22 protein-coding genes are annotated in these 17,488 nt (G+C 69.2%); 5 read left to right on the forward strand and 17 right to left on the reverse strand.

Annotated features, from left to right (window positions below):
• Positions 1-10: 10 nt before the first annotated feature.
• The 4 genes from pspA to pgsA all read right to left on the reverse strand — a co-directional run bounded on the left by pspA (position 11) and on the right by pgsA (position 2,400).
• On the reverse strand, positions 11-829 hold the full coding sequence (gene pspA, locus AU196_RS22300) for a phage shock protein PspA (protein ID WP_059097254.1): 819 nt from the start codon (positions 827-829) through the stop codon (positions 11-13).
• A gap of 98 nt (positions 830-927) precedes the next feature.
• Positions 928-1,245 carry a transcriptional regulator ClgR gene (gene clgR, locus AU196_RS22305; protein WP_059097255.1) on the reverse strand — a complete coding sequence of 106 codons (318 nt, stop codon included), beginning with the start codon at positions 1,243-1,245 and terminating at the stop codon, positions 928-930.
• Between the two features lie 83 nt (positions 1,246-1,328).
• The gene (locus tag AU196_RS22310; RefSeq protein ID WP_059097256.1) at positions 1,329-1,817 is read right to left on the reverse strand and encodes a CinA family protein; all 489 of its coding nucleotides are present in this window, start codon (positions 1,815-1,817) and stop codon (positions 1,329-1,331) included.
• Positions 1,795-2,400 carry a CDP-diacylglycerol--glycerol-3-phosphate 3-phosphatidyltransferase gene (gene pgsA, locus AU196_RS22315; protein WP_059097257.1) on the reverse strand — a complete coding sequence of 202 codons (606 nt, stop codon included), beginning with the start codon at positions 2,398-2,400 and terminating at the stop codon, positions 1,795-1,797. The genes AU196_RS22310 and pgsA overlap by 23 nt, the downstream gene beginning before the upstream one ends.
• Before the next feature lie 41 nt (positions 2,401-2,441).
• Between pgsA and AU196_RS22320 the strand changes: the two genes are divergently transcribed.
• Positions 2,442-2,963: an amino-acid N-acetyltransferase gene (locus AU196_RS22320; protein ID WP_197415871.1), complete on the forward strand. Its 522-nt coding sequence runs from the start codon at positions 2,442-2,444 to the stop codon at positions 2,961-2,963.
• A gap of 7 nt (positions 2,964-2,970) precedes the next feature.
• Here AU196_RS22320 and AU196_RS22325 read toward each other — a convergent pair whose 3' ends face one another.
• Entirely contained in the window at positions 2,971-5,523 is a 2,553-nt protein-coding gene (locus tag AU196_RS22325; protein WP_197415872.1) for a DNA translocase FtsK, read from the reverse strand.
• Between the two features lie 149 nt (positions 5,524-5,672).
• Between AU196_RS22325 and AU196_RS22330 the strand changes: the two genes are divergently transcribed.
• The 3 genes from AU196_RS22330 to AU196_RS22340 are packed head-to-tail and all read left to right on the forward strand — an operon-like array spanning position 5,673 to position 7,159.
• Positions 5,673-5,987, forward strand: coding sequence for a putative quinol monooxygenase (locus tag AU196_RS22330; RefSeq protein ID WP_059097259.1), 315 nt, complete (start codon positions 5,673-5,675; stop codon positions 5,985-5,987).
• Positions 5,988-6,000: 13 nt separating this feature from the next.
• On the forward strand, positions 6,001-6,831 hold the full coding sequence (locus AU196_RS22335; RefSeq protein WP_059097260.1) for a mycofactocin-coupled SDR family oxidoreductase: 831 nt from the start codon (positions 6,001-6,003) through the stop codon (positions 6,829-6,831).
• A gap of 43 nt (positions 6,832-6,874) precedes the next feature.
• Positions 6,875-7,159, forward strand: a complete 285-nt coding sequence (locus tag AU196_RS22340; protein ID WP_059097261.1) for a hypothetical protein — start codon at positions 6,875-6,877, stop codon at positions 7,157-7,159.
• Between the two features lie 15 nt (positions 7,160-7,174).
• On the opposite strand, the gene AU196_RS22345 is transcribed toward AU196_RS22340, so the two are convergent.
• The 7 genes from AU196_RS22345 to AU196_RS22375 form a co-directional block, all read right to left on the reverse strand.
• Positions 7,175-7,450 carry a hypothetical protein gene (locus tag AU196_RS22345; protein ID WP_059097262.1) on the reverse strand — a complete coding sequence of 92 codons (276 nt, stop codon included), beginning with the start codon at positions 7,448-7,450 and terminating at the stop codon, positions 7,175-7,177.
• Between the two features lie 129 nt (positions 7,451-7,579).
• A complete protein-coding gene (locus tag AU196_RS22350) occupies positions 7,580-9,256 on the reverse strand; it encodes a ribonuclease J (protein ID WP_059097263.1) in 1,677 nt (558 codons plus the stop codon).
• A gap of 4 nt (positions 9,257-9,260) precedes the next feature.
• Positions 9,261-10,163, reverse strand: a complete 903-nt coding sequence (dapA, locus tag AU196_RS22355; protein WP_059097264.1) for a 4-hydroxy-tetrahydrodipicolinate synthase — start codon at positions 10,161-10,163, stop codon at positions 9,261-9,263.
• A 25-nt stretch (positions 10,164-10,188) separates the two neighbouring features.
• Complete coding sequence (gene thyX / locus AU196_RS22360; RefSeq protein WP_059097265.1) at positions 10,189-10,953, reverse strand: FAD-dependent thymidylate synthase; 765 nt, start codon at positions 10,951-10,953, stop codon at positions 10,189-10,191.
• A 4-nt stretch (positions 10,954-10,957) separates the two neighbouring features.
• Positions 10,958-12,178: a winged helix-turn-helix domain-containing protein gene (locus AU196_RS22365; protein ID WP_059097391.1), complete on the reverse strand. Its 1,221-nt coding sequence runs from the start codon at positions 12,176-12,178 to the stop codon at positions 10,958-10,960.
• A gap of 49 nt (positions 12,179-12,227) precedes the next feature.
• Positions 12,228-12,719, reverse strand: a complete 492-nt coding sequence (locus AU196_RS22370; RefSeq protein WP_059097266.1) for a dihydrofolate reductase — start codon at positions 12,717-12,719, stop codon at positions 12,228-12,230.
• Complete coding sequence (locus AU196_RS22375) at positions 12,716-13,516, reverse strand: thymidylate synthase (RefSeq protein ID WP_059097267.1); 801 nt, start codon at positions 13,514-13,516, stop codon at positions 12,716-12,718. Before AU196_RS22375 ends, AU196_RS22370 begins: the two co-directional genes overlap by 4 nt.
• Positions 13,517-13,558: 42 nt before the next feature.
• On the opposite strand from AU196_RS22375, the gene AU196_RS22380 reads away from it, so the two are divergent.
• Positions 13,559-14,299 (forward strand): dienelactone hydrolase family protein, encoded by a 741-nt coding sequence (locus AU196_RS22380; RefSeq protein ID WP_059097268.1) that lies wholly within the window; start codon positions 13,559-13,561, stop codon positions 14,297-14,299.
• Here the strand turns inward: AU196_RS22380 and AU196_RS22385 are convergent.
• From AU196_RS22385 to dapB, 5 genes are all read right to left on the reverse strand, one after another.
• On the reverse strand, positions 14,296-14,754 hold the full coding sequence (locus tag AU196_RS22385; RefSeq protein ID WP_059097269.1) for a hypothetical protein: 459 nt from the start codon (positions 14,752-14,754) through the stop codon (positions 14,296-14,298). The genes AU196_RS22380 and AU196_RS22385 overlap by 4 nt on opposite strands.
• Before the next feature lie 82 nt (positions 14,755-14,836).
• Entirely contained in the window at positions 14,837-15,610 is a 774-nt protein-coding gene (locus AU196_RS22390; protein ID WP_059097270.1) for an SDR family NAD(P)-dependent oxidoreductase, read from the reverse strand.
• Positions 15,611-15,685: 75 nt separating this feature from the next.
• Complete coding sequence (locus AU196_RS22395) at positions 15,686-16,087, reverse strand: flavodoxin family protein (protein ID WP_059097392.1); 402 nt, start codon at positions 16,085-16,087, stop codon at positions 15,686-15,688.
• A 59-nt stretch (positions 16,088-16,146) separates the two neighbouring features.
• Entirely contained in the window at positions 16,147-16,611 is a 465-nt protein-coding gene (locus tag AU196_RS22400) for a hypothetical protein (protein WP_059097271.1), read from the reverse strand.
• Positions 16,608-17,345, reverse strand: coding sequence for a 4-hydroxy-tetrahydrodipicolinate reductase (dapB, locus tag AU196_RS22405; RefSeq protein ID WP_059097272.1), 738 nt, complete (start codon positions 17,343-17,345; stop codon positions 16,608-16,610). Before dapB ends, AU196_RS22400 begins: the two co-directional genes overlap by 4 nt.
• Positions 17,346-17,488 lie beyond the last annotated feature (143 nt).

The raw sequence follows: 17,488 nt of genomic DNA on the forward strand, positions 1-17,488 counted from the left end.
CTCGCGAGAACTACTGTGACAACGGATTTTCCGGCGTCGGCGCAGCCGGGTTGGCGGCCGGGGTGGCCGGATTCGCCGCCGGGGTCGCGCCACCGGACGGCAGTGCCTCGCCGCGCATCGACGCGCGGATCTGTTCCAGGCGGGAGTGGCCGGCCATCTGCACGCTGGCCTGCTGGACCTCGAGCATGCGGCCCTGCACGGAGTTCTGCGCCAGCTCGGCCTCGCCCATCGCGTTGGCGTAGCGCCGCTCGATCTTCTGGCGCACCTCGTCGAGGCTCGGCGTGGTGCCCGGGGCCGCCAGCTCGCTCATCGACCGCAGCGACGAGCTGACCTGCTCCTGCATCTTCGCCTGCTCGAGCTGACTGAGCAGCTTGGTGCGCTCGGCGATCTTCTGCTGCAGCATCATCGCGTTCTGCTCGACGGCCTTCTTGGCCTGACCGGCGGCCTGCAGGGCCTGGTCGTGCAGCCCCTTGAGGTCCTCGACGCTCTGTTCGGCGGTCACCAGCTGTGCGGCGAACGCCTCGGCCGCATTGTTGTACTCGGTGGCCTTGGCGGTGTCGCCGTTCGCCACGGCCTGATCGGCGAGCGTCAGTGCCTGACGGACGTTGACCTGCAGTTTCTCGATGTCGGCGAGCTGCCGGTTCAGCCGCATCTCCAGCTGGCGCTGGTTGCCGATGACCTGGGCGGCCTGCTGGGTCAATGCCTGATGCTGGCGCTGCGCCTCCTCGATCGCCTGCTGGATCTGCACCTTCGGATCGGCGTACTCGTCGACCTTCGAGCTGAACAGCGCCATCACATATTTCCACGCCTTGACGAACGGGTTGGCCATCGCTTCACTCCGCCTTCGGATCTTGTCGACTGTGTTCTGGTGCCAACTTATCGGTTCTGCGGACGGCGCCACAGCCCCGTCGAGATATGGGGGACGTGTCAGGCCACCGCCATCGACACGGCCTGCGGAATCACGACCTTCGTCGTCACGTCGATGTTCGGGACGCGCGCGGCGGCGAGTTCCTGATGGGCCAGTTCCTCGCCCGCGTCGGAGAGCACCCGCGACAGCGGTACGTCGAGAGCCCCGCAGATCGCGCTGAGCAGTTCGCTCGACGCTTCCTTGCGGCCGCGTTCGACCTCGGAGAGATACCCCAGGCTGACCCGGGCGGTGTCGGAGACTTCCCGCAGGGTGCGGCCCTGCGACGTACGGGCGCGGCGCAGCACGTCGCCGATCACCTCGCGCAACAATGCCGCCATCGTGCCCTCCTTCGTCGGCTGGGTTGCTACCTGCACAACGCCCCGGACACCGACGCGGTTCCCGGCCGCGAAAGAGTTTCAGATCACTGCGCTTCGACGCGCGCGCGCAGGTGGGTGATCGCCGCGTCGACCGCCGCCTTGCGGATGTCCCAGCGCGAACCGCTCAACCGCAGTTCGACCACCTCGGTGTCGACCGGCCCGGCCAGGCCGAGGAACACCGTGCCCACCGGATGGCCGCCGTGCGGTTCGGGTCCGGCCACCCCGGTCAGCCCCACGCCCCAGGTCGCCCCGCACCGCTGCCGCGCGCCGACCGCGAGCGCCCGCGCGGTGGGGGCGGCGACGGGTCCCACGGCGTCGAGGACCTGCGGGGCCACCCCGGCGAGGGCGATCTTGGTGTCCTCGACATAGGTGACCAGACCGCCGCGAAGCACGGCACTGGAGCCGGGGACACCGGCCAGCGTCGCGCTGAGCAGACCGGCGGTCAGCGACTCGGCGGTCGCGACGCTCTGATGGCGCACGGTCAGGTCGGCGACCAGTGCGCGGGCGTCGTCAGTGAGCAGCGGGTCGTTCACGGGAGTCCCGGATCGCCGACACCACATAGTCCAGACCGGTCAGCAGGGTCAGCACGACGGCGGCCACCATCGTCACCCAGGCCACCGCGAGCCACGGTCCGGGCCAGGCCGCCAGAGGCAGCACGAACAGCCCGATCGCGACCGCCTGGACGAGCGTCTTGAGCTTGCCGCCGCGGCTGGCGGGGATCACCCCGTGGCGCAGCACCGCGAAGCGCAGCACCGTGACCCCGAGTTCGCGGGCGAGGATGACGACGGTCACCCACCAGGGCAGGTCTCCCAGCACCGACAGTCCGATCAGCGCGGCGCCGATGAGCGCCTTGTCGGCGATCGGGTCGGCGAGCGTGCCGAATTCGGTGACCATGCCGTAGCTGCGGGCCAGCGCACCGTCGAAGCGGTCCGTGATCACCGCCACCGCGAACACCACGAAAGCGACCACGCGCCAATACGTTTCATGACCGTCGCCGACGAACAGCGCGGCGAGGAACACCGGTACGAGGAGGAAGCGCACGCCGGTCAGCACATTGGCGATGTTCGCCACTCGGGCGCGCGGCACCACCGGATCAGTAGGAGACGGGCCCGACACCGCAACAGAATATCGGTTGCCTCTGGCGATATTGTCGCAGCGTGAGCGCAGCGGACCAGAACCCGGCGGACGACGTCGTCGTGCGCCGGGCGCGCACCTCGGACGTCCCGGCGATCAAAGGGCTCGTCGACATCTACGCCGGCAAGATCCTGCTCGAGAAGAACCTGGTCAACATCTACGAGGCGGTGCAGGAGTTCTGGGTCGCCGAGCTGCACGACGAACTGATCGGCTGCGGCGCGCTGCACGTGCTGTGGGCCGACCTCGGCGAGGTGCGCACGGTGGCGGTGCACCCCAAGGTCCGGGGCCGCGGCGTCGGGCACCTCATCGTCGAGCGGCTGCTCGACGTGGCGCGCGAACTGCGTCTGGAGCGGATCTTCGTGCTGACCTTCGAGGTGGAGTTCTTCGCCCGGCACGGATTCGCCGAGATCGACGGCACCCCGGTCACCGCTGAGGTGTACGAGGAGATGTGCCGCTCATACGACACCGGCGTCGCGGAGTTCCTCGACCTGTCGTACGTGAAGCCCAACATCCTCGGCAACACCCGAATGTTGCTCACGCTCTAGCTGTTTGTCACTCGGTGTCGGCGCCGTTCGCGTCGGCCCCGCCGCGGATCAGCGCCAGCGTGCCCGCCAGCTCGTCGGGTTTGACCAGCACCTCGCGCGCCTTGGAGCCCTCGGAGGGGCCCACGATCTGACGGGTCTCCATGAGGTCCATCAGACGACCCGCCTTGGCGAAGCCCACCCGCAGCTTGCGCTGCAACATCGACGTGGAGCCGAACTGCGACGACACCACGAGCTCGACGGCCTGCAGGAACACGTCCATGTCGTCGCCGATGTCGGGGTCGACGTCCTTGCGCTCACCGGCCTTGGCCGCGGTGACGCCCTCGATGAACTCGGGCTCGGCCTGGTCCTTGGTCGCCGAGACGACGGCCTGGATCTCCTCGTCGGTGATGAACGCGCCTTGGAGGCGGATCGGCTTCCCGGCACCCATCGGCAGGAACAGCCCGTCGCCCATGCCGATCAGCTTCTCCGCACCGGGCTGGTCGAGGATGACGCGGCTGTCGGTCAGCGACGAGGTGGCGAACGCCAGCCGCGACGGCACGTTGGTCTTGATCAGGCCGGTGACGACGTCGACCGACGGCCTCTGCGTGGCCAAGACCAGATGAATACCGGCTGCCCGCGCCTTCTGGGTGATCCGGACGATCGCGTCCTCGACGTCGCGCGGTGCGGTCATCATCAGGTCCGCCAGCTCGTCGACGATCGCGAGGATGTAGGGGTACGGCTTGTACACCCGCTCGCTGCCCAGCGGCGCGGTGATCTCACCGGACCGCACCTTCTCGTTGAACACGTCGATGTGACGCACCCGCGAGGCCTGCATGTCCTGGTAGCGCTGCTCCATCTCCTCGACGAGCCAGGCCAGCGCGGCGGCGGCCTTCTTCGGTTCGGTGATGATCGGCGTGATCAGGTGCGGGATGCCCTCGTAGGGTGTCAATTCCACCATCTTCGGGTCGATCAGGATCATCCGGACCTCGTCCGGTGTGGCGCGCGCCAGCAACGACACCAGCATCGAGTTGACGAAGCTCGACTTACCCGAACCCGTCGAGCCGGCGACCAGCAGGTGCGGCATCTTCGCCAGGTTGGCGGAGATGAAGTCACCCTCGATGTCCTTGCCCAATCCGATCACCAACGGGTGGTGGTCGCGGCGGGTCGACGGTGCGGTGAGCACGTCGGCCAGACGCACCATCTCGCGGTCGGTGTTCGGCACCTCGATGCCGACGGCCGACTTGCCCGGGATGGGCGCCAGCATGCGGACGCTCTCGGTGGCCACCGCGTAGGCGATGTTGCGCTGCAGCGCGGTGATCTTCTCGACCTTCACACCGGGCCCGAGCTCGACCTCGTAGCGGGTGACCGTGGGTCCGCGGGTGCAGCCGGTGACCGCGGCGTCGACCTTGAACTGCTGCAGCACCGAGTTGATCGCCTCGATCATCCGGTCATTCGCCGAACTGCGCAGCTTGGGTGGATCGCCGGCGACCAGCAGGTCCAGCGAGGGCAGTGTGTAGGGCCCTTCGACGACACGGTCGAGCGACAGCGTGTCCTGGTCCTCGACCGGCTTCTTCTCCGGGGCGGCCTTCTTGCGCTTGGGTTTCGCCTCGGCCGCAGGCGCGGCGGGCAGCGCGGGAACCTCGGGCAGCGTCGGTGCGTCGGCGTCCTGCGGATCGAGCGGATAGTTGTCCATCGGCGAACCCGACGGCCAGAGCTGCTCGTCGCGCGACATCGACGGATCGTCGTAGTAGCCGTCCGAGAAGTCCTCGGCCGCACCAGGATCGGCTTCGTAGTATTCGTCGTACTCGTCGTACTCGTCGTACTCGTCGTCGTACTCGTCGTCGCGGTATCCGCGCGTGGAGAACATCGCCCGTACCGTCTCCGGCACCTCCCTGATCGTCGTTCCGGTGACCAGGAGCAGACCGAACAGCACCCCGATGAACAGCAGCGGTGCGGCGATCCACGCGGTGAGACCGTCAGCCAGCGGACCCCCGATCGCGAAGCCGGTGAAGCCGGCGGCGTGCTGTCGCTCCCCCGGAGCCTGCGGCGAGCCCGACCACAGATGCCAGAGTCCCAGCGCGGGCAAGGTGATCATCGCCGTGCCCAGGATCAGGCGCGGGCGGGCCTCGGGGTCGGGCTCGCTGCGCATGAGCGCGACGGCGACGGCGGCGAGCACGACGGGAACGAGCACCACCGCGCCGCCGACGAGGGTGCGCAGCACCGTGTCGATCCACTGACCGACGGGACGGGCGGCGTCGAACCACGACCCGGCGGCCACCACGACCGCGATCCCGAGCAGCGCGAGGGCGATCCCGTCGCGGCGGTGCCCGGGTTCGATCTCGCGGGCGCGGCCGACCGAACGCGCCGTACTGCCCGCCCCACGCGCCAGCATCAGCCAGCCGGCCCGCGCCCCGCGGCCGACCGCGGCGCCCGCCGCGCCGACGGGCGACGGATGGCGTCGCGGCGCGGGTTTACGCCGGGGTGCGGGCTTCGCGGGCCGACCCGGCCGGGCCCCGCTCCGCGTTCCGGCCTTTGACCTGCTCGTACGGGCGCCGGAGCGGGTGACGGTCTTACCAGCCATGGGCTCCAGCCTAGTCGCACTGGCCCCACAATCACCATCAGCCACACGGGTCACAGAATGGTTTCACCTGCGTCTCAGCGGAGTCGCCGTGGGTAGGCTGGACACCTGTCCGGTCTGGCCCCCGTCACTCATCGAGGAGTTCACCACCCATGCCCGTCGTCGTCGTCGCCACCATGACCGCCAAACCCGAGTCCGTCGACACCGTGCGCGAGGCCTGCAAGAAAGCCATCGAGACGGTGCACTCCGAACCGGGCTGCGAGCTCTACTCACTGCACGAGGCCAATGGCACCTTCGTGTTCGTCGAGCAGTGGGCCGACGCGGAGGCGCTGAAAGCCCACGGCACCGCGCCGGGCATCACCACACTGTTCGCCGAGGTGGGCGAACACCTCGACGGCGCCCCCGACATCAAGATGCTCGAGCCGATCCCGGCCGGCGATCCGGCCAAGGGTCAGCTGCGGCCCTGACGGGAGGACAGCGATGCGTCCACTCGAGGGCAAGGTCGCCTTCATCACAGGCGCGGCGCGCGGGCAGGGCCGTGCGCACGCGGTCCGGCTCGCCTCCGACGGCGCCGACATCATCGCGGTCGACATCTGCGACCAGATCGCCTCGGTGCCCTATCCCCTGGCCACCCCGGACGACCTGGCGGCCACGGTCAAGCTCGTCGAGGACACCGGCGCCCGGATCGTGGCCTCGCCGGCCGACGTCCGGGACCGCGCCGCGCTCAAGGCCGCGCTGATCGACGGTGTGGAGCGCCTCGGCGGCCGACTCGACGTCGTCGTCGCCAACGCCGGGATCGCGCCGATGGCCGGCGAGGACGCGTGGCAGGACGTCATCGACGTCAACCTGACCGGGGTCTTCCACACCGTCGACGTCGCGATGCGGCCGATGATCAAGGCGGGCAACGGCGGCTCGATCGTGTTGACCAGTTCGGTGGCCGGCCTCGTCGGTCTGGCATCGCCGATGGCCGGCTCGATCGGCTATGCCGCCGCCAAGCACGGCATCGTCGGCATCATGCGGGTGTACGCGAACATCCTTGCGACACACAGCATCCGGGTGAACTCGGTCCATCCCGCGGGGGTGAACACGCCGATGATCGACAACGAGTTCACCCGCAGCTGGCTCGAGGGCCTCGCGCAGGAGACGCAGGGCAGGGGCGGCATGGCGCCCGATATGACGAACGCCCTGCCGGTCCAGGCACTCGACGCCGAGGACATCGCCGCCGCGGTCGCCTTCCTGGCGTCCGACGAGGCGCGCTACATCACCGGTGTCGCGCTCCCCGTGGACGCGGGCTTCGTCAACAAGCGCTGACGGACCCTTGCGTTATCGCGTTACAACAACGACGCTTGGTGTCATGAAGCCGTTCATCGCCGGGGTCTTCGCGATCGCCGCATCCGTCGGGGGTCCCGCCGTCGCGTCCGCCGAGCCGGCGGGATGGGACATCAACGCTTACGTCGTCTGCACCGAGCAGTTGAAGTACGCGTTCGTCGGCGGCGACTTCACGCCGAAGGGCCGGATGGACACCCCGGCGATGCACACCGCGTACCGCACGTGCTGCGACGTCGCAGGCGGGGCGTACGTGCCGCAGCGCGACGGGTCGGGGTTCACCTGCACGGCCCCACCCGGCCGACCGATGTGAGCCGACGACCGCGGCTCAGAGGTGATCCATCATTCGGGCGAGTTCCGAACTCTCCAGGTACACGCACCGCGAGGGATAGTAGTGCGACCGGTTGTCCGGGAGCGTGTGCGGCTGCGGCAGCGCGAACACGTGGTGGGCGGCGGCGGTGAATCGTCCGGTCGGGGCGGTCCACCAGCGCACCGACGGCTGCGCGGCGATCGGCGCGTCGACGGTGACGACCACGGCCGCGCGCCGGTGCGCGCCGGCCTTCGCGGGACGCTGCCAGACATGGATGAGTTGGTGAGCATTCATGGCGGTCCTCTCGCTCGACGCCTCGACCAGCGACGACTTATTGACGCTGTCGTCTGATCAAATCACTCGCGAGCTCGGAGAACCTCGTCCGAACGGGTGAAATTGCCGGTGACCGGCGGAATCGAGGCGTCAGATCTCGATGACCGTCGGCACGATCATGGGCTGGCGGCGGTACGTCTCGCCCACCCACTTGCCGACGGTGCGTCGCACCGCCTGGGCGATCCGCGCCGGATCGGTGACCGTGTCGGCGGCCAGCCTCTCCAACTCGTCCTCGACCTTGCGCGCGGCCGGTTCGAGCGCCTTCGGATCCTCGGAGAACCCGCGCGACATCAGGTGCGCGGGTCCCGCCGGCCGGCCCGTCCCCCGGTGCACGACGACCGTGACCGCGACGAAACCCGAAGACAGAACGAGGCGTTCGCCCAGCGTGGTCTCGCCGACGTCTCCGGTGACCAGCCCGTCGACGAACATCTTCCCGACGCCGACCGCACCGGCGATGCTCGCCTTCCCGGCCACCAGGTCGACGCTGACGCCGTTCTCCGCCAACACGATCGACTCGGGCGGGACCCCGGTGCGGGCGGCCAGCGCGGCGTTGGCGCGCAGATGCCGCCACGTGCCGTGCACCGGCATCACGTTGCGCGGTTTGACACCGTTGTAGAGGAACAACAGCTCCCCGGCGTAGGCGTGACCCGAGACATGCACGCGCGCATGAGCGTTCGTGACCACCCGGGCGCCGATCTTGGACAGCGAGTCGATGACGCCGTAGACGGCCTCCTCGTTGCCCGGGATCAGCGACGAGGACAGGATGATCAGGTCGCCTGCGGTCAGCGTGATGCTGCGGTGCTCACCGCGCGACATCCGCGACAGCGCCGACATGGGTTCGCCCTGCGTTCCGGTGGTGATCAACACGACCTTCTCCGCGGGCATCATCTCGGCGGCGCCGATGTCGAGCAGATCGCCGTCGTCCACCTTGAGGTAACCCAGCTCGCGGGCGATGCCCATGTTGCGCACCATCGACCGGCCCACGAAGGAGACCCGGCGGCCCAGCGCCACGGCCGCGTCGATGATCTGCTGCACGCGGTCGACGTTGGAGGCGAAGCACGCGACGATCACCCGGCCGTCGGCCCCCCGGATCAGCCGGTGCAGGGTGGGGCCGATCTCGCTCTCCGACGGCCCGACGCCCGGGCGGTCGGCGTTGGTCGAATCGCACAGGAACAGGTCCACGCCGGCATCGCCGAGGCGTGACATCCCCGGCAGGTCGGTGGGCCGCCCGTCGAGCGGGAGCTGATCGAGTTTGATGTCACCGGTGTGCAGGACGGTGCCCGCGCCGGTGTGGAGCGCGACGGCCAGGCAGCCCGGCACCGAGTGGTTGACGGCGAAGTACTGGCATTCGAAGACGCCGTGGGTGCTGCGCTGCCCTTCGGCGACCTCGACGAAATGCGGTTTGATCCGGTGTTCGCGGCACTTCTCGCGGACGAGTGCGAGGGTGAACCGCGATCCGACGACGGGGATGTCGGGGCGCAGTTTGAGCAGGAACGGCACGGCACCGATGTGGTCTTCGTGCGCATGGGTGAGCACCAGCGCCTCGACGTCGTCGAGGCGGTCCTCGATGTGGCGCAGGTCCGGCAGGATCAGGTCCACACCGGGTTCGTCGTGACCGGGGAACAGCACACCGCAGTCGATGACGAGCAGCCGGCCGAGGTGTTCGAAGACGGTCATGTTGCGACCGATCTCGCTGATCCCGCCGAGAGCCGTCACCCGCAGGCCGCCGACCGCCAGCGGGCCGGGTGCGATCAGGTCGTTGTTCACAGCGTCACCGCAGCACCGCCGCGGCGCGCATGTCCTCGGCCAGCGCGGCCAATTCGTCGACTGTGGGCGGGATCTGCGGCAGCCGCGGCTGCCCGACGTCGAAGCCCAGCAACCCGAGACCGGCCTTCGACATCGTCACGCCACCCAGACGCGCCTGCGCGTCGCTCAGCCGGCCCAGCACGACGCTGATCTTGCGGGCGGTGGCCACGTCTCCGGAGTTGAACGCGGACAGCATCTCTCGCAGCTGACCGGCCGCGAAGTGGCCCCACACGCTGATGAACCCGACGGCGCCCATGGCCAGCCACGGCAGGTTCAGCGCGTCGTCGCCGCTGTAGTACGCCAGACCGGTCTCGGCGATGATCTGCGCGCCGCCGTGCAGGTCGCCCTTCGCGTCCTTGATCGCCACGATGTTCGGGTGCTCGGCGAGCGTCCGGATGGTGTCCCAGGCGATCGGGACGACCGAGCGCGGCGGGATGTCGTACAGCACGACGGGCCTGTCGGTCGCGTCGGCGACGGCGGTGAAATGCGCCAGCAGGCCGTTCTGCGACGGGCGGGAGTAGTAGGGCGTGACCACGAGCAGGCCGTGCGCACCCTCGGCCGCGCACGCCTTGGCCAGGTGGATGCTGTGCGCGGTGTCGTAGGTGCCCGCTCCGGCGATGATGCGAGCCCGGTCGCCGACGGCCTCCAGCACGGTACGCAGCAGCGTCAGCTTCTCGTCGTCGGTGGTGGTCGGGGACTCACCGGTGGTACCGGACAGCACCAGACCGTCGCAGCCGGAATCGACGAGGTGGTTCGCCAGACGCGCGGCGGCGTCCGTGTCGAGCGAGCCGTCGGGCTTGAACGGAGTGACCATCGCGGTGAGCACGGTGCCCAACCGGGCCGTCACGTCGAATCCGCTGATACTCACGGGTGACAAGATTACCCGCTTGACCTCACGCCTCGGTGACGAGCGGGGTGGTCGCCACCTCCGTGCCGTCGGACAGTGCGTAGATCTCGAAGTCGGCGAACACCGCGGGCGCGGCGGTGACCAGTTCCCGCAGGCAGGCGATGGCCAGCCGGCGAATCTCGAGGTCGGCGTGCTCACTGGCCCGCATCGCGATGAAATGACGCCAGGCCCGGTAGTTGCCGGTGACGACGATGCGGGTCTCGGTGGCGTTCGGCAGCACCGATCGCGCCGCCTGCCTGGCCTGCTTGCGGCGCAGCGTGGCCCGCTTCTCTCTGGGCTCGTCGCCTATGAGCTTGGCCTCCAGCTTCGCCAGCAGTTCGGTGTAGGCGGCGCGGCTCGCATCGGCCGCGGCGGTGAAGATCTCCTCGAGTTCGGCGTCGCCCTCGATGCCGGGCGGCACCACGACCTGCGCGTCGTTCTCGGGCACGTAACGCTGCGAGAGCTGCGAGTACGAGAAGTGCCGGTGCCGGATCAGCTCGTGGGTGCAGGACCGCGAGAGCCCCGTGATGTAGAACGACACCGACGCGTGCTCGAGGACCGAGAGGTGTCCGACGTCGATGATGTGGCGCAGGTAGGAGGCGTTGGTGGCCGTGCGGGGGTTGGGCTTGGACCAGCTCTGGTAGCAGGCGCGGCCGGCGAACTCGACCAGCGCGGAGCCCCCGTCGGCGTCGGTGTCCCACGGCACGCCGGGTGGCGCCGTGAACTCGGTCTTGGCGATCAGCTGCACGTGCAGCGGCGCGGTCTCGGCCACGGCGTCACCCTAACGCGGCGGACCGGCGCAGGACCGTGGCCAGGTCGCCGCGTTCCCCGACCGTGACGTCGGACAGCCCCAGCCACTCCGCCATGGTCTTCAGCTCAGCCGTCAACGCGGTGGCCACCCGCACCGGGTCCTCCCCCGGTTCGACGAACGCGCCCACCACGTGCAGCGCGTCACGGGCCCGCTCGGCCTTGAGGTCGACACGCCCGACCAGCCGGCCGTCGAGCAGGAACGGCCACACGTAGTAGCCGTACTGCCGCTTGGCCGCGGGCGTGTAGATCTCGATGCGGTAGTGGAAGCCGAAGAGCCGTTCGACGCGCGGCCGGAAGAAGATCAGGGGATCGAACGGACACAGCAGCGCCGTTCCCCGGTCGGCACGCGGAACGGTCCGCCCGGCACGCAGGTACGCCGGCGCCGGCCAGCCGTCGACCTCGACCGGCTCGAGCTCACCGGCGGCGACCAGACTCGCGATCGCCGGTTTGACCTGTTTGGCGGAGAGCCGGAAATAGTCGCGGATGTCGGCCTCGGTGGCCACCCCCAGCGCCCCGGCTGCGCGCAGGCACAGCTCGCGCACCGCCTCGTCGTCGTCGACCCGACGGGCCATCACCTGCGCGGGCAGCACCCGCTCGGTCAGGTCGTAGTGTCGGGCGAAGCCGACGCGCGTCGCGGTGGTGAGCACACCCGAGGCGAACAGCGCCTCGGTCACCCACTTGGTGTCGCTGCGATCCCACCACGGCCCTTTGCGGCCGCGTTGGTCTGCGCCGAGGTATTCCTCGATCTGACCCGCGGTGGCGGGTCCGAGGGCGGTGACCGCCTCGACGACGTCCTCGACGAGCTGGGGGTTGGCCTTGACGATGTGCGTGCCCCACCGGCCGTGGGTGTACTCGCGCATCCGCCACCGCAGCAACGGCCAGTCGTCGACGGCGATGAGCGCGGCCTCGTGCGCCCAGTACTCGACCAGCAGGCGTGGCGCACGAGCCGAGTGCGACCAGGCGGCGGCGTCGAGCACCCGGCTGTCGTAGGGGCCGAGCCGGCTGAACACCGGTGCGTAGTGTGCCCGGACCGCCACCGACACCGAGTCGAGCTGCAGCACCTGGATGCGGTTGATCAGCCTGCGCAGATGCGCACGCGTGACCGGACCGCGCGGTCTGGGTTCGGTGAACCCCTGCGCGGCGACGGCGATCCGGCGGGCCTGGGCGCCGGTGAGGGAGGCAGCCATCACCACATCGTCGCCCACCGCACCGACAGCATGTGTCGCGGAAGTGCCCTCAGGCGTCGGCGCGCCGGTAGCTGTGGAACCGGTAGCGCAGTCCGGTGACACTGGTCAGCCAGTCCCCCGCGGTGCCCACCCAGGCTTCCCCCAGCACGGGCGCCACCGCGTCCGCGTCCTGACGATGCAGTTCGATCTCGACCTCGGTGACCTCACACCGGGTGGCCCGCGTAAGGGCCAGCGCGTAGACGCGCTCGCCGCCGATCACCCAGGTCTCCTCGTCTCCCAGCGCGTCGTCGAGGCTCGTCACGACCTCCGCTCCCTCGGCCAGGTAGTCGGGCCGCCGGGTGAGGACGACGTTCTTGCGCCCGGGGAGCGGCCGCACCTTCGGCGGCAACGACTCCCAGGTGAGCCGGCCCATCACCACCGGGTGGCCGAGCGTGATCTCCTTGAACCGGGCCAGATCCTCGGGCAGCCGCCACGGGATCCCGCCGTCGCGTCCGATCACGCCCGAGGTCGACTGCGCCCAGATGAGTCCGACAGACCTCATACCGCCACCGGCGCTTTGATCGCCGGGTGCGGGTCATAGTTTTTGACGACGATGTCCTCGTATGTGTAGTCGAAGATCGAATCACGTTGTGCGAGGACAAGTTCGGGATAAGGACGCGGTTCGCGACCGAGCTGTTCGGTCACCTGGTCGACGTGGTTGTCGTAGATGTGACAGTCCCCGCCGGTCCACACGAACTCCCCGACGCCGAGCCCGGCCTGCGCGGCCATCATGTGCGTGAGCAGCGCATAGCTCGCGATGTTGAACGGCACGCCGAGGAACAGGTCAGCACTGCGCTGGTACAGCTGGCAGGAGAGCCGGCCCTCGGCGACATAGAACTGGAAGAAGGCATGGCACGGCGGCAGCGCCATCTGGGGGATCTCTCCCACATTCCACGCCGAGACGATGTTGCGGCGCGAGTCCGGATCGGTCCGCAGCAGGTCGATGGCCGCACTGATCTGGTCGACGTGCCCGCCCGACGGGGTCGGCCATGACCGCCACTGCACGCCGTAGACGGGGCCGAGCTCACCGGTCTCGCTGGCCCATTCATCCCAGATCGTGACGCCGTGCTCCTGCAGCCAGCGAACGTTGGAGTCGCCGCGCAGGAACCACAGCAGCTCGTAGACCACCGATTTGAGGTGCACCTTCTTGGTGGTGATCAGCGGGAAACCGGCGCCCAGGTCGTAGCGCATCTGGTGCCCGAACAGGCTGCGGGTGCCGGTTCCGGTGCGGTCCGATTTGGGGGTGCCGCGCTCGAACACGAGACGCAGCAGATCCTCGTAGGGCGTGGGGATCGGCACGTCGGCCAGCTTACGTCCAGGGCGGCGAGTAGAACGGATGGCATGCCGAGTATCACCGCGACCGTGACGACGCCGGACGGCGACTGCCCCGTGACCCTGCACACGCCGAACGGACCCGGTCCGTGGTCGGGTGTGGTGATGTATCCCGACGCCGGCGGTGTCCGTCCCACGTTCCACGAGATGGCCGACCGGCTGGCCGCATTCGGTCACGCGGTCCTGCTGCCGGACGTGTACTACCGCAGCGGCGAATGGGCGCCGTTCGACATGCGCACGGTGTTCGGCGACCAGGCCGAACGCCGACGGCTGTTCGGGATGATCGGCTCCGTCACCCCCGACAAGATGGCCACCGACGCCACCGCGTTCTTCGACTTCCTCGCCGGGCGGCCCGAGGTGCGCGGCGACAGGTTCGGGGTGTGCGGGTACTGCATGGGCGGTCGGACGTCGCTGATCGTGGCGGGGCGGGTCCCCGAGCGAGTGGCGGCTGCCGGATCGTTCCACGGCGGGGGGCTGGTCACCGACGACGACACGAGCCCCCACCTGCTGGCCGACCGCATCACGGGCACGGTCTACGTGGCCGGCGCCGAGAACGACAACTCGTTCACCGCCGAACAGGCCGAGACGCTCGACAAGGCGCTCGCCGCGGCGGGTGTGCAGCACACGGTGGAGATCTATCCGGCCGGTCACGGTTTCGCCGTCCCGGACAACGCGCCGTACGACGAGGAGGCGGCGCAGCGGCACTGGATCGCGCTGCAGGAGTTGTTCGCCGGTTCGCTGCCGAGTTAGGCGCGGCCGCGGCGGGTGCGCGACGTCCTGCCCAGCGCCCGCAGCAGACCGCGCGCCGCGTACACCCCGGCGACGATCGACAACACGATCAGCACGATGAACATCACCAGCCAGTTGCTGCGGTCGTGGTTGACGTTCCACCACACGATCGTGAACAGGACCGCGCAGATGAACACCACGATGTCGCGCCAGTTGCCCTCATAGGACATGGCCGCCATGCGCAGTTCACGGCTGCGCTCGGTCGTGGTGACGAGGTCCTCGATGCGCTGGTCGATGCTGCGCTTGAGGCGTTCACGGAGTTCGACCTGTTCGGCCGGGAGGCGTTCGAGCAGCTCCATGTCCTTGGCGATCATGCCGCGGAAGTCGGGTCCCCGCAGGTTGCCCGCGACGACACCGAGCAGTGCACCACCGGCGACGGGGGCTGCGCCCAGGGCGATCTCGGCGATACCCGGCATTCGTTCATCCCTTCATTTCGGTCGATATGGGTCAAGACCCTTCCATCGATCGCGGCCCCGGCGGCCGCCGGGTTCCCGCACGCTATTGCGCCAGGAATCCCCCGTCGACGGGCAACACGGCGCCGGTGACGAACGAGGCGTCGTCGGAGGCCAGAAAGGCGATGGCGCGAGCGACCTCGACCGGTTCACCGAGTCGGCCCATCGGGTGCATGCGCTGGATGTCGGCGAGGTATTCCGAGCCGCCCGGCTCCTCCGGGAGCCGATTGACCCGCTCTGTCCGGATCGTCCCCGGCGCAACGGCGTTCACCCGGATGCCGCGGTCAGCCCACTCGACCGCCAGGTGCTTGGTCAGGCCGGTGGCGACGAACTTGGCCGGTCCGTAGGCGGCCTGGCGCTTCTGGCCGGCCAGTCCCGAGATCGAGGAGAGACAGACGACGGCGCCGCCACCGGTCGACACCATCGCTTCGATCGCGAACTTGCACGTGAGGAACATCCCGCGCCCGTCGATCGCCATGACTTCGTCCCAGCCGGCGGCCGTCACCTCCGTAGCGTCGCCGAGCGGGATGATGCCGGCGTTGGCGACGAGCACGTCGAGCCGTCCGAACCGGTCGACTGCGGCCGCGATCATCCGGCGCGCATCCTCCTCGACCGAGACATCGCCGACGACCGTCTCGACGTCGGCACCGCTGTGGCGCAATTCGTCAGCCAACCCGAGCAGCGGTTCACGTTGAATGTCGGTCACGATCAGACGTGCGCCCTCGCGGGCGAAGACCTCGGCGGTCGCCCGCCCGATGCCCATCGCCGCCCCGGTGATCACCGTCGACTTGCCGAGGAGACGTCCAGGTCCTTGAGTCACAGCTGAACAGTGCCAGTGACACAGCGCTTCGGCCGGGGTAATCGGCTGATTCGTGTCGAGCGACGCGGACCGGGGCTAACCCATCAGCCGAGCGGCGACGGTGGCGCCGAGGTTCCAGCACTCCTCGACGTCGGCTTTGGCCGGTTTGCCCGATACGACGACGGTCTCGGCGACCCGCTCCCACCCCAGCCCGGCGGTGATGCCGTCGAGGGCACGCTCGGCGCCCTCGGTGCCCTGGTTGCCGTGAAGGTAGAGCCCGAACGGTCGGCCGGCGGCGGTGTCGAGCAGCTGGTAGTACGACTGGTCGAACGCGTGCTTGAGGGCCCCCGACATGTATCCCAGGTTCACCGGCGTGCCGAGCACGTAACCGTCGGCCTCCAGCATCTCGACCGGCGAGACGATGAGAGCCTGCCGCCGGACGACCTCCACGCCTTCGATCTCGGGATCGGTGGCACCGGCCACGACCGCCTCCAGCATCTCCTGGCAATGGGGCGACGGGGTGTGGTGGATGATCAGCAAGCGGGCCGGGGTGGCGGTCACGCACCCTCCTGCAGTTCGACGGCTCTGCGCATGGCGGCGCGCGCCCGGCCCCGGTCACCGGCGTAGTCGTAGGCCCGGGCCAGGCGATACCAGCGGATCCAGTTGTCCGGATCCTCCTGCAGTTCGTTGCGCACGGAGTCGAACAGCGCGTCGGCGGCGTCTCGCTCGATACGCCCGGATGGGCGGCGCGGCAGATCGCTGACGTCGAGATCCATGTCCTGTTCGCGCGCCATCCGCGCCAGGCGTTGATGGGCGAAGCCGGCTTGCAGCGTGCTGACCATGACCCAGACGCCGATCAGCGGCAGGACCAGCAGCGCGACGCCCAGCCCGATGGCCGCCGGCTCGCCGGTGTCGATGAACGCGAACGCGATCCGGCCGAGCAGCAGGAAGTACACGACCAGCGCGACGCACATGAGGCCGATGAGCACCTGGGTGCGCAACGCGCGACGGTCGTCGGTCATGTCAGGTCGAGCAGCGGTTCGATGCCGATGGTGAGGCCCGGACGCTCGGACACCTTCCGCACCGCGAGCAGCACGCCGGGGACGAACGACGTGCGGTCGATGCTGTCGTGCCGGATGGTCAGCGTCTCGCCCTGGGTGCCGAAGAGGACCTCCTGGTGCGCGACGAGGCCGGCGAGCCGGATCGAGTGCACGGGAATCCCGTCGACGTCCGCACCGCGCGCCCCCTCGATGCCGGTGCTGGTGGCATCCGGGTTGGGCGGCATGTCTTTTCGTGCGGCGGCGATGAGCTTCGCGGTGCGTGCCGCGGTGCCCGACGGCGCGTCGGCCTTGTGCGGGTGGTGCAGTTCGATGACTTCGACCGACTCGAAGAACCGTGCCGCCTGCTGCGCGAAATGCATCGACAGGACGGCGCCGATCGCGAAGTTGGGCGCGATCAGGACGGCCGATTCGGGCTTGTCCGCGAGCCAGTCCTGCACCTGCGCGATGCGCTCGTCGGTGAAGCCGGTGGTGCCGACGACCGCGTGAATGCCGTTGTCGATCAGGAACTTCAGGTTGTCCATCACCACACTGGGGTGGGTGAAGTCGATGACGGCGTCGGTCCGGGTGTCGACGAGCGCGCTGAGCGGATCACCGGCGTCGACCCCCGCGGTGAACGTGAGATCGTCGGCGGCCTCGACCGCCTGCACCATCGTCGCTCCGACCTTGCCCTTCGAACCCAGCACGCCAACCCGCATGCGCTCACCCTAGTAGGCCGCCCTTCCGCCGCGAAGGTGCGTGTTTGCACCCGATACGCCGTGGGTTGCCCAGCAGTGTGCGCACGCTCGCGGCAATCTCGAAACAACCTGCGCCACAGTGGTTTCAGCTGTCACATCGCGGC

Source organism: Mycobacterium sp. IS-1742 (assembly GCF_001500125.1).
Taxonomy (GTDB): Bacteria; Actinomycetota; Actinomycetes; order Mycobacteriales; family Mycobacteriaceae; genus Mycobacterium.

What these genes read in the sequence shown, in the direction of transcription:
- AU196_RS22325 (WP_197415872.1), bottom strand. Translation starts at nt 5,523, where the DNA reads ATGGCTGGTAAGACCGTCACCCGCTCCGGCGCCCGTACGAGCAGGTCA.
- AU196_RS22365 (WP_059097391.1), bottom strand. Translation starts at nt 12,178, where the DNA reads ATGGCTGCCTCCCTCACCGGCGCCCAGGCCCGCCGGATCGCCGTCGCC.
- AU196_RS22400 (WP_059097271.1), bottom strand. Translation starts at nt 16,611, where the DNA reads ATGACCGACGACCGTCGCGCGTTGCGCACCCAGGTGCTCATCGGCCTC.
- AU196_RS22330 (WP_059097259.1), top strand. Translation starts at nt 5,673, where the DNA reads ATGCCCGTCGTCGTCGTCGCCACCATGACCGCCAAACCCGAGTCCGTC.
- dapB (WP_059097272.1), bottom strand. Translation starts at nt 17,345, where the DNA reads ATGCGGGTTGGCGTGCTGGGTTCGAAGGGCAAGGTCGGAGCGACGATG.
- AU196_RS22340 (WP_059097261.1), top strand. Translation starts at nt 6,875, where the DNA reads ATGAAGCCGTTCATCGCCGGGGTCTTCGCGATCGCCGCATCCGTCGGG.
- AU196_RS22385 (WP_059097269.1), bottom strand. Translation starts at nt 14,754, where the DNA reads ATGCCGGGTATCGCCGAGATCGCCCTGGGCGCAGCCCCCGTCGCCGGT.
- AU196_RS22380 (WP_059097268.1), top strand. Translation starts at nt 13,559, where the DNA reads ATGCCGAGTATCACCGCGACCGTGACGACGCCGGACGGCGACTGCCCC.
- clgR (WP_059097255.1), bottom strand. Translation starts at nt 1,245, where the DNA reads ATGGCGGCATTGTTGCGCGAGGTGATCGGCGACGTGCTGCGCCGCGCC.
- AU196_RS22370 (WP_059097266.1), bottom strand. Translation starts at nt 12,719, where the DNA reads ATGAGGTCTGTCGGACTCATCTGGGCGCAGTCGACCTCGGGCGTGATC.
- pspA (WP_059097254.1), bottom strand. Translation starts at nt 829, where the DNA reads ATGGCCAACCCGTTCGTCAAGGCGTGGAAATATGTGATGGCGCTGTTC.
- AU196_RS22395 (WP_059097392.1), bottom strand. Translation starts at nt 16,087, where the DNA reads ATGCTGGAGGCGGTCGTGGCCGGTGCCACCGATCCCGAGATCGAAGGC.
- AU196_RS22345 (WP_059097262.1), bottom strand. Translation starts at nt 7,450, where the DNA reads ATGAATGCTCACCAACTCATCCATGTCTGGCAGCGTCCCGCGAAGGCC.
- AU196_RS22335 (WP_059097260.1), top strand. Translation starts at nt 6,001, where the DNA reads ATGCGTCCACTCGAGGGCAAGGTCGCCTTCATCACAGGCGCGGCGCGC.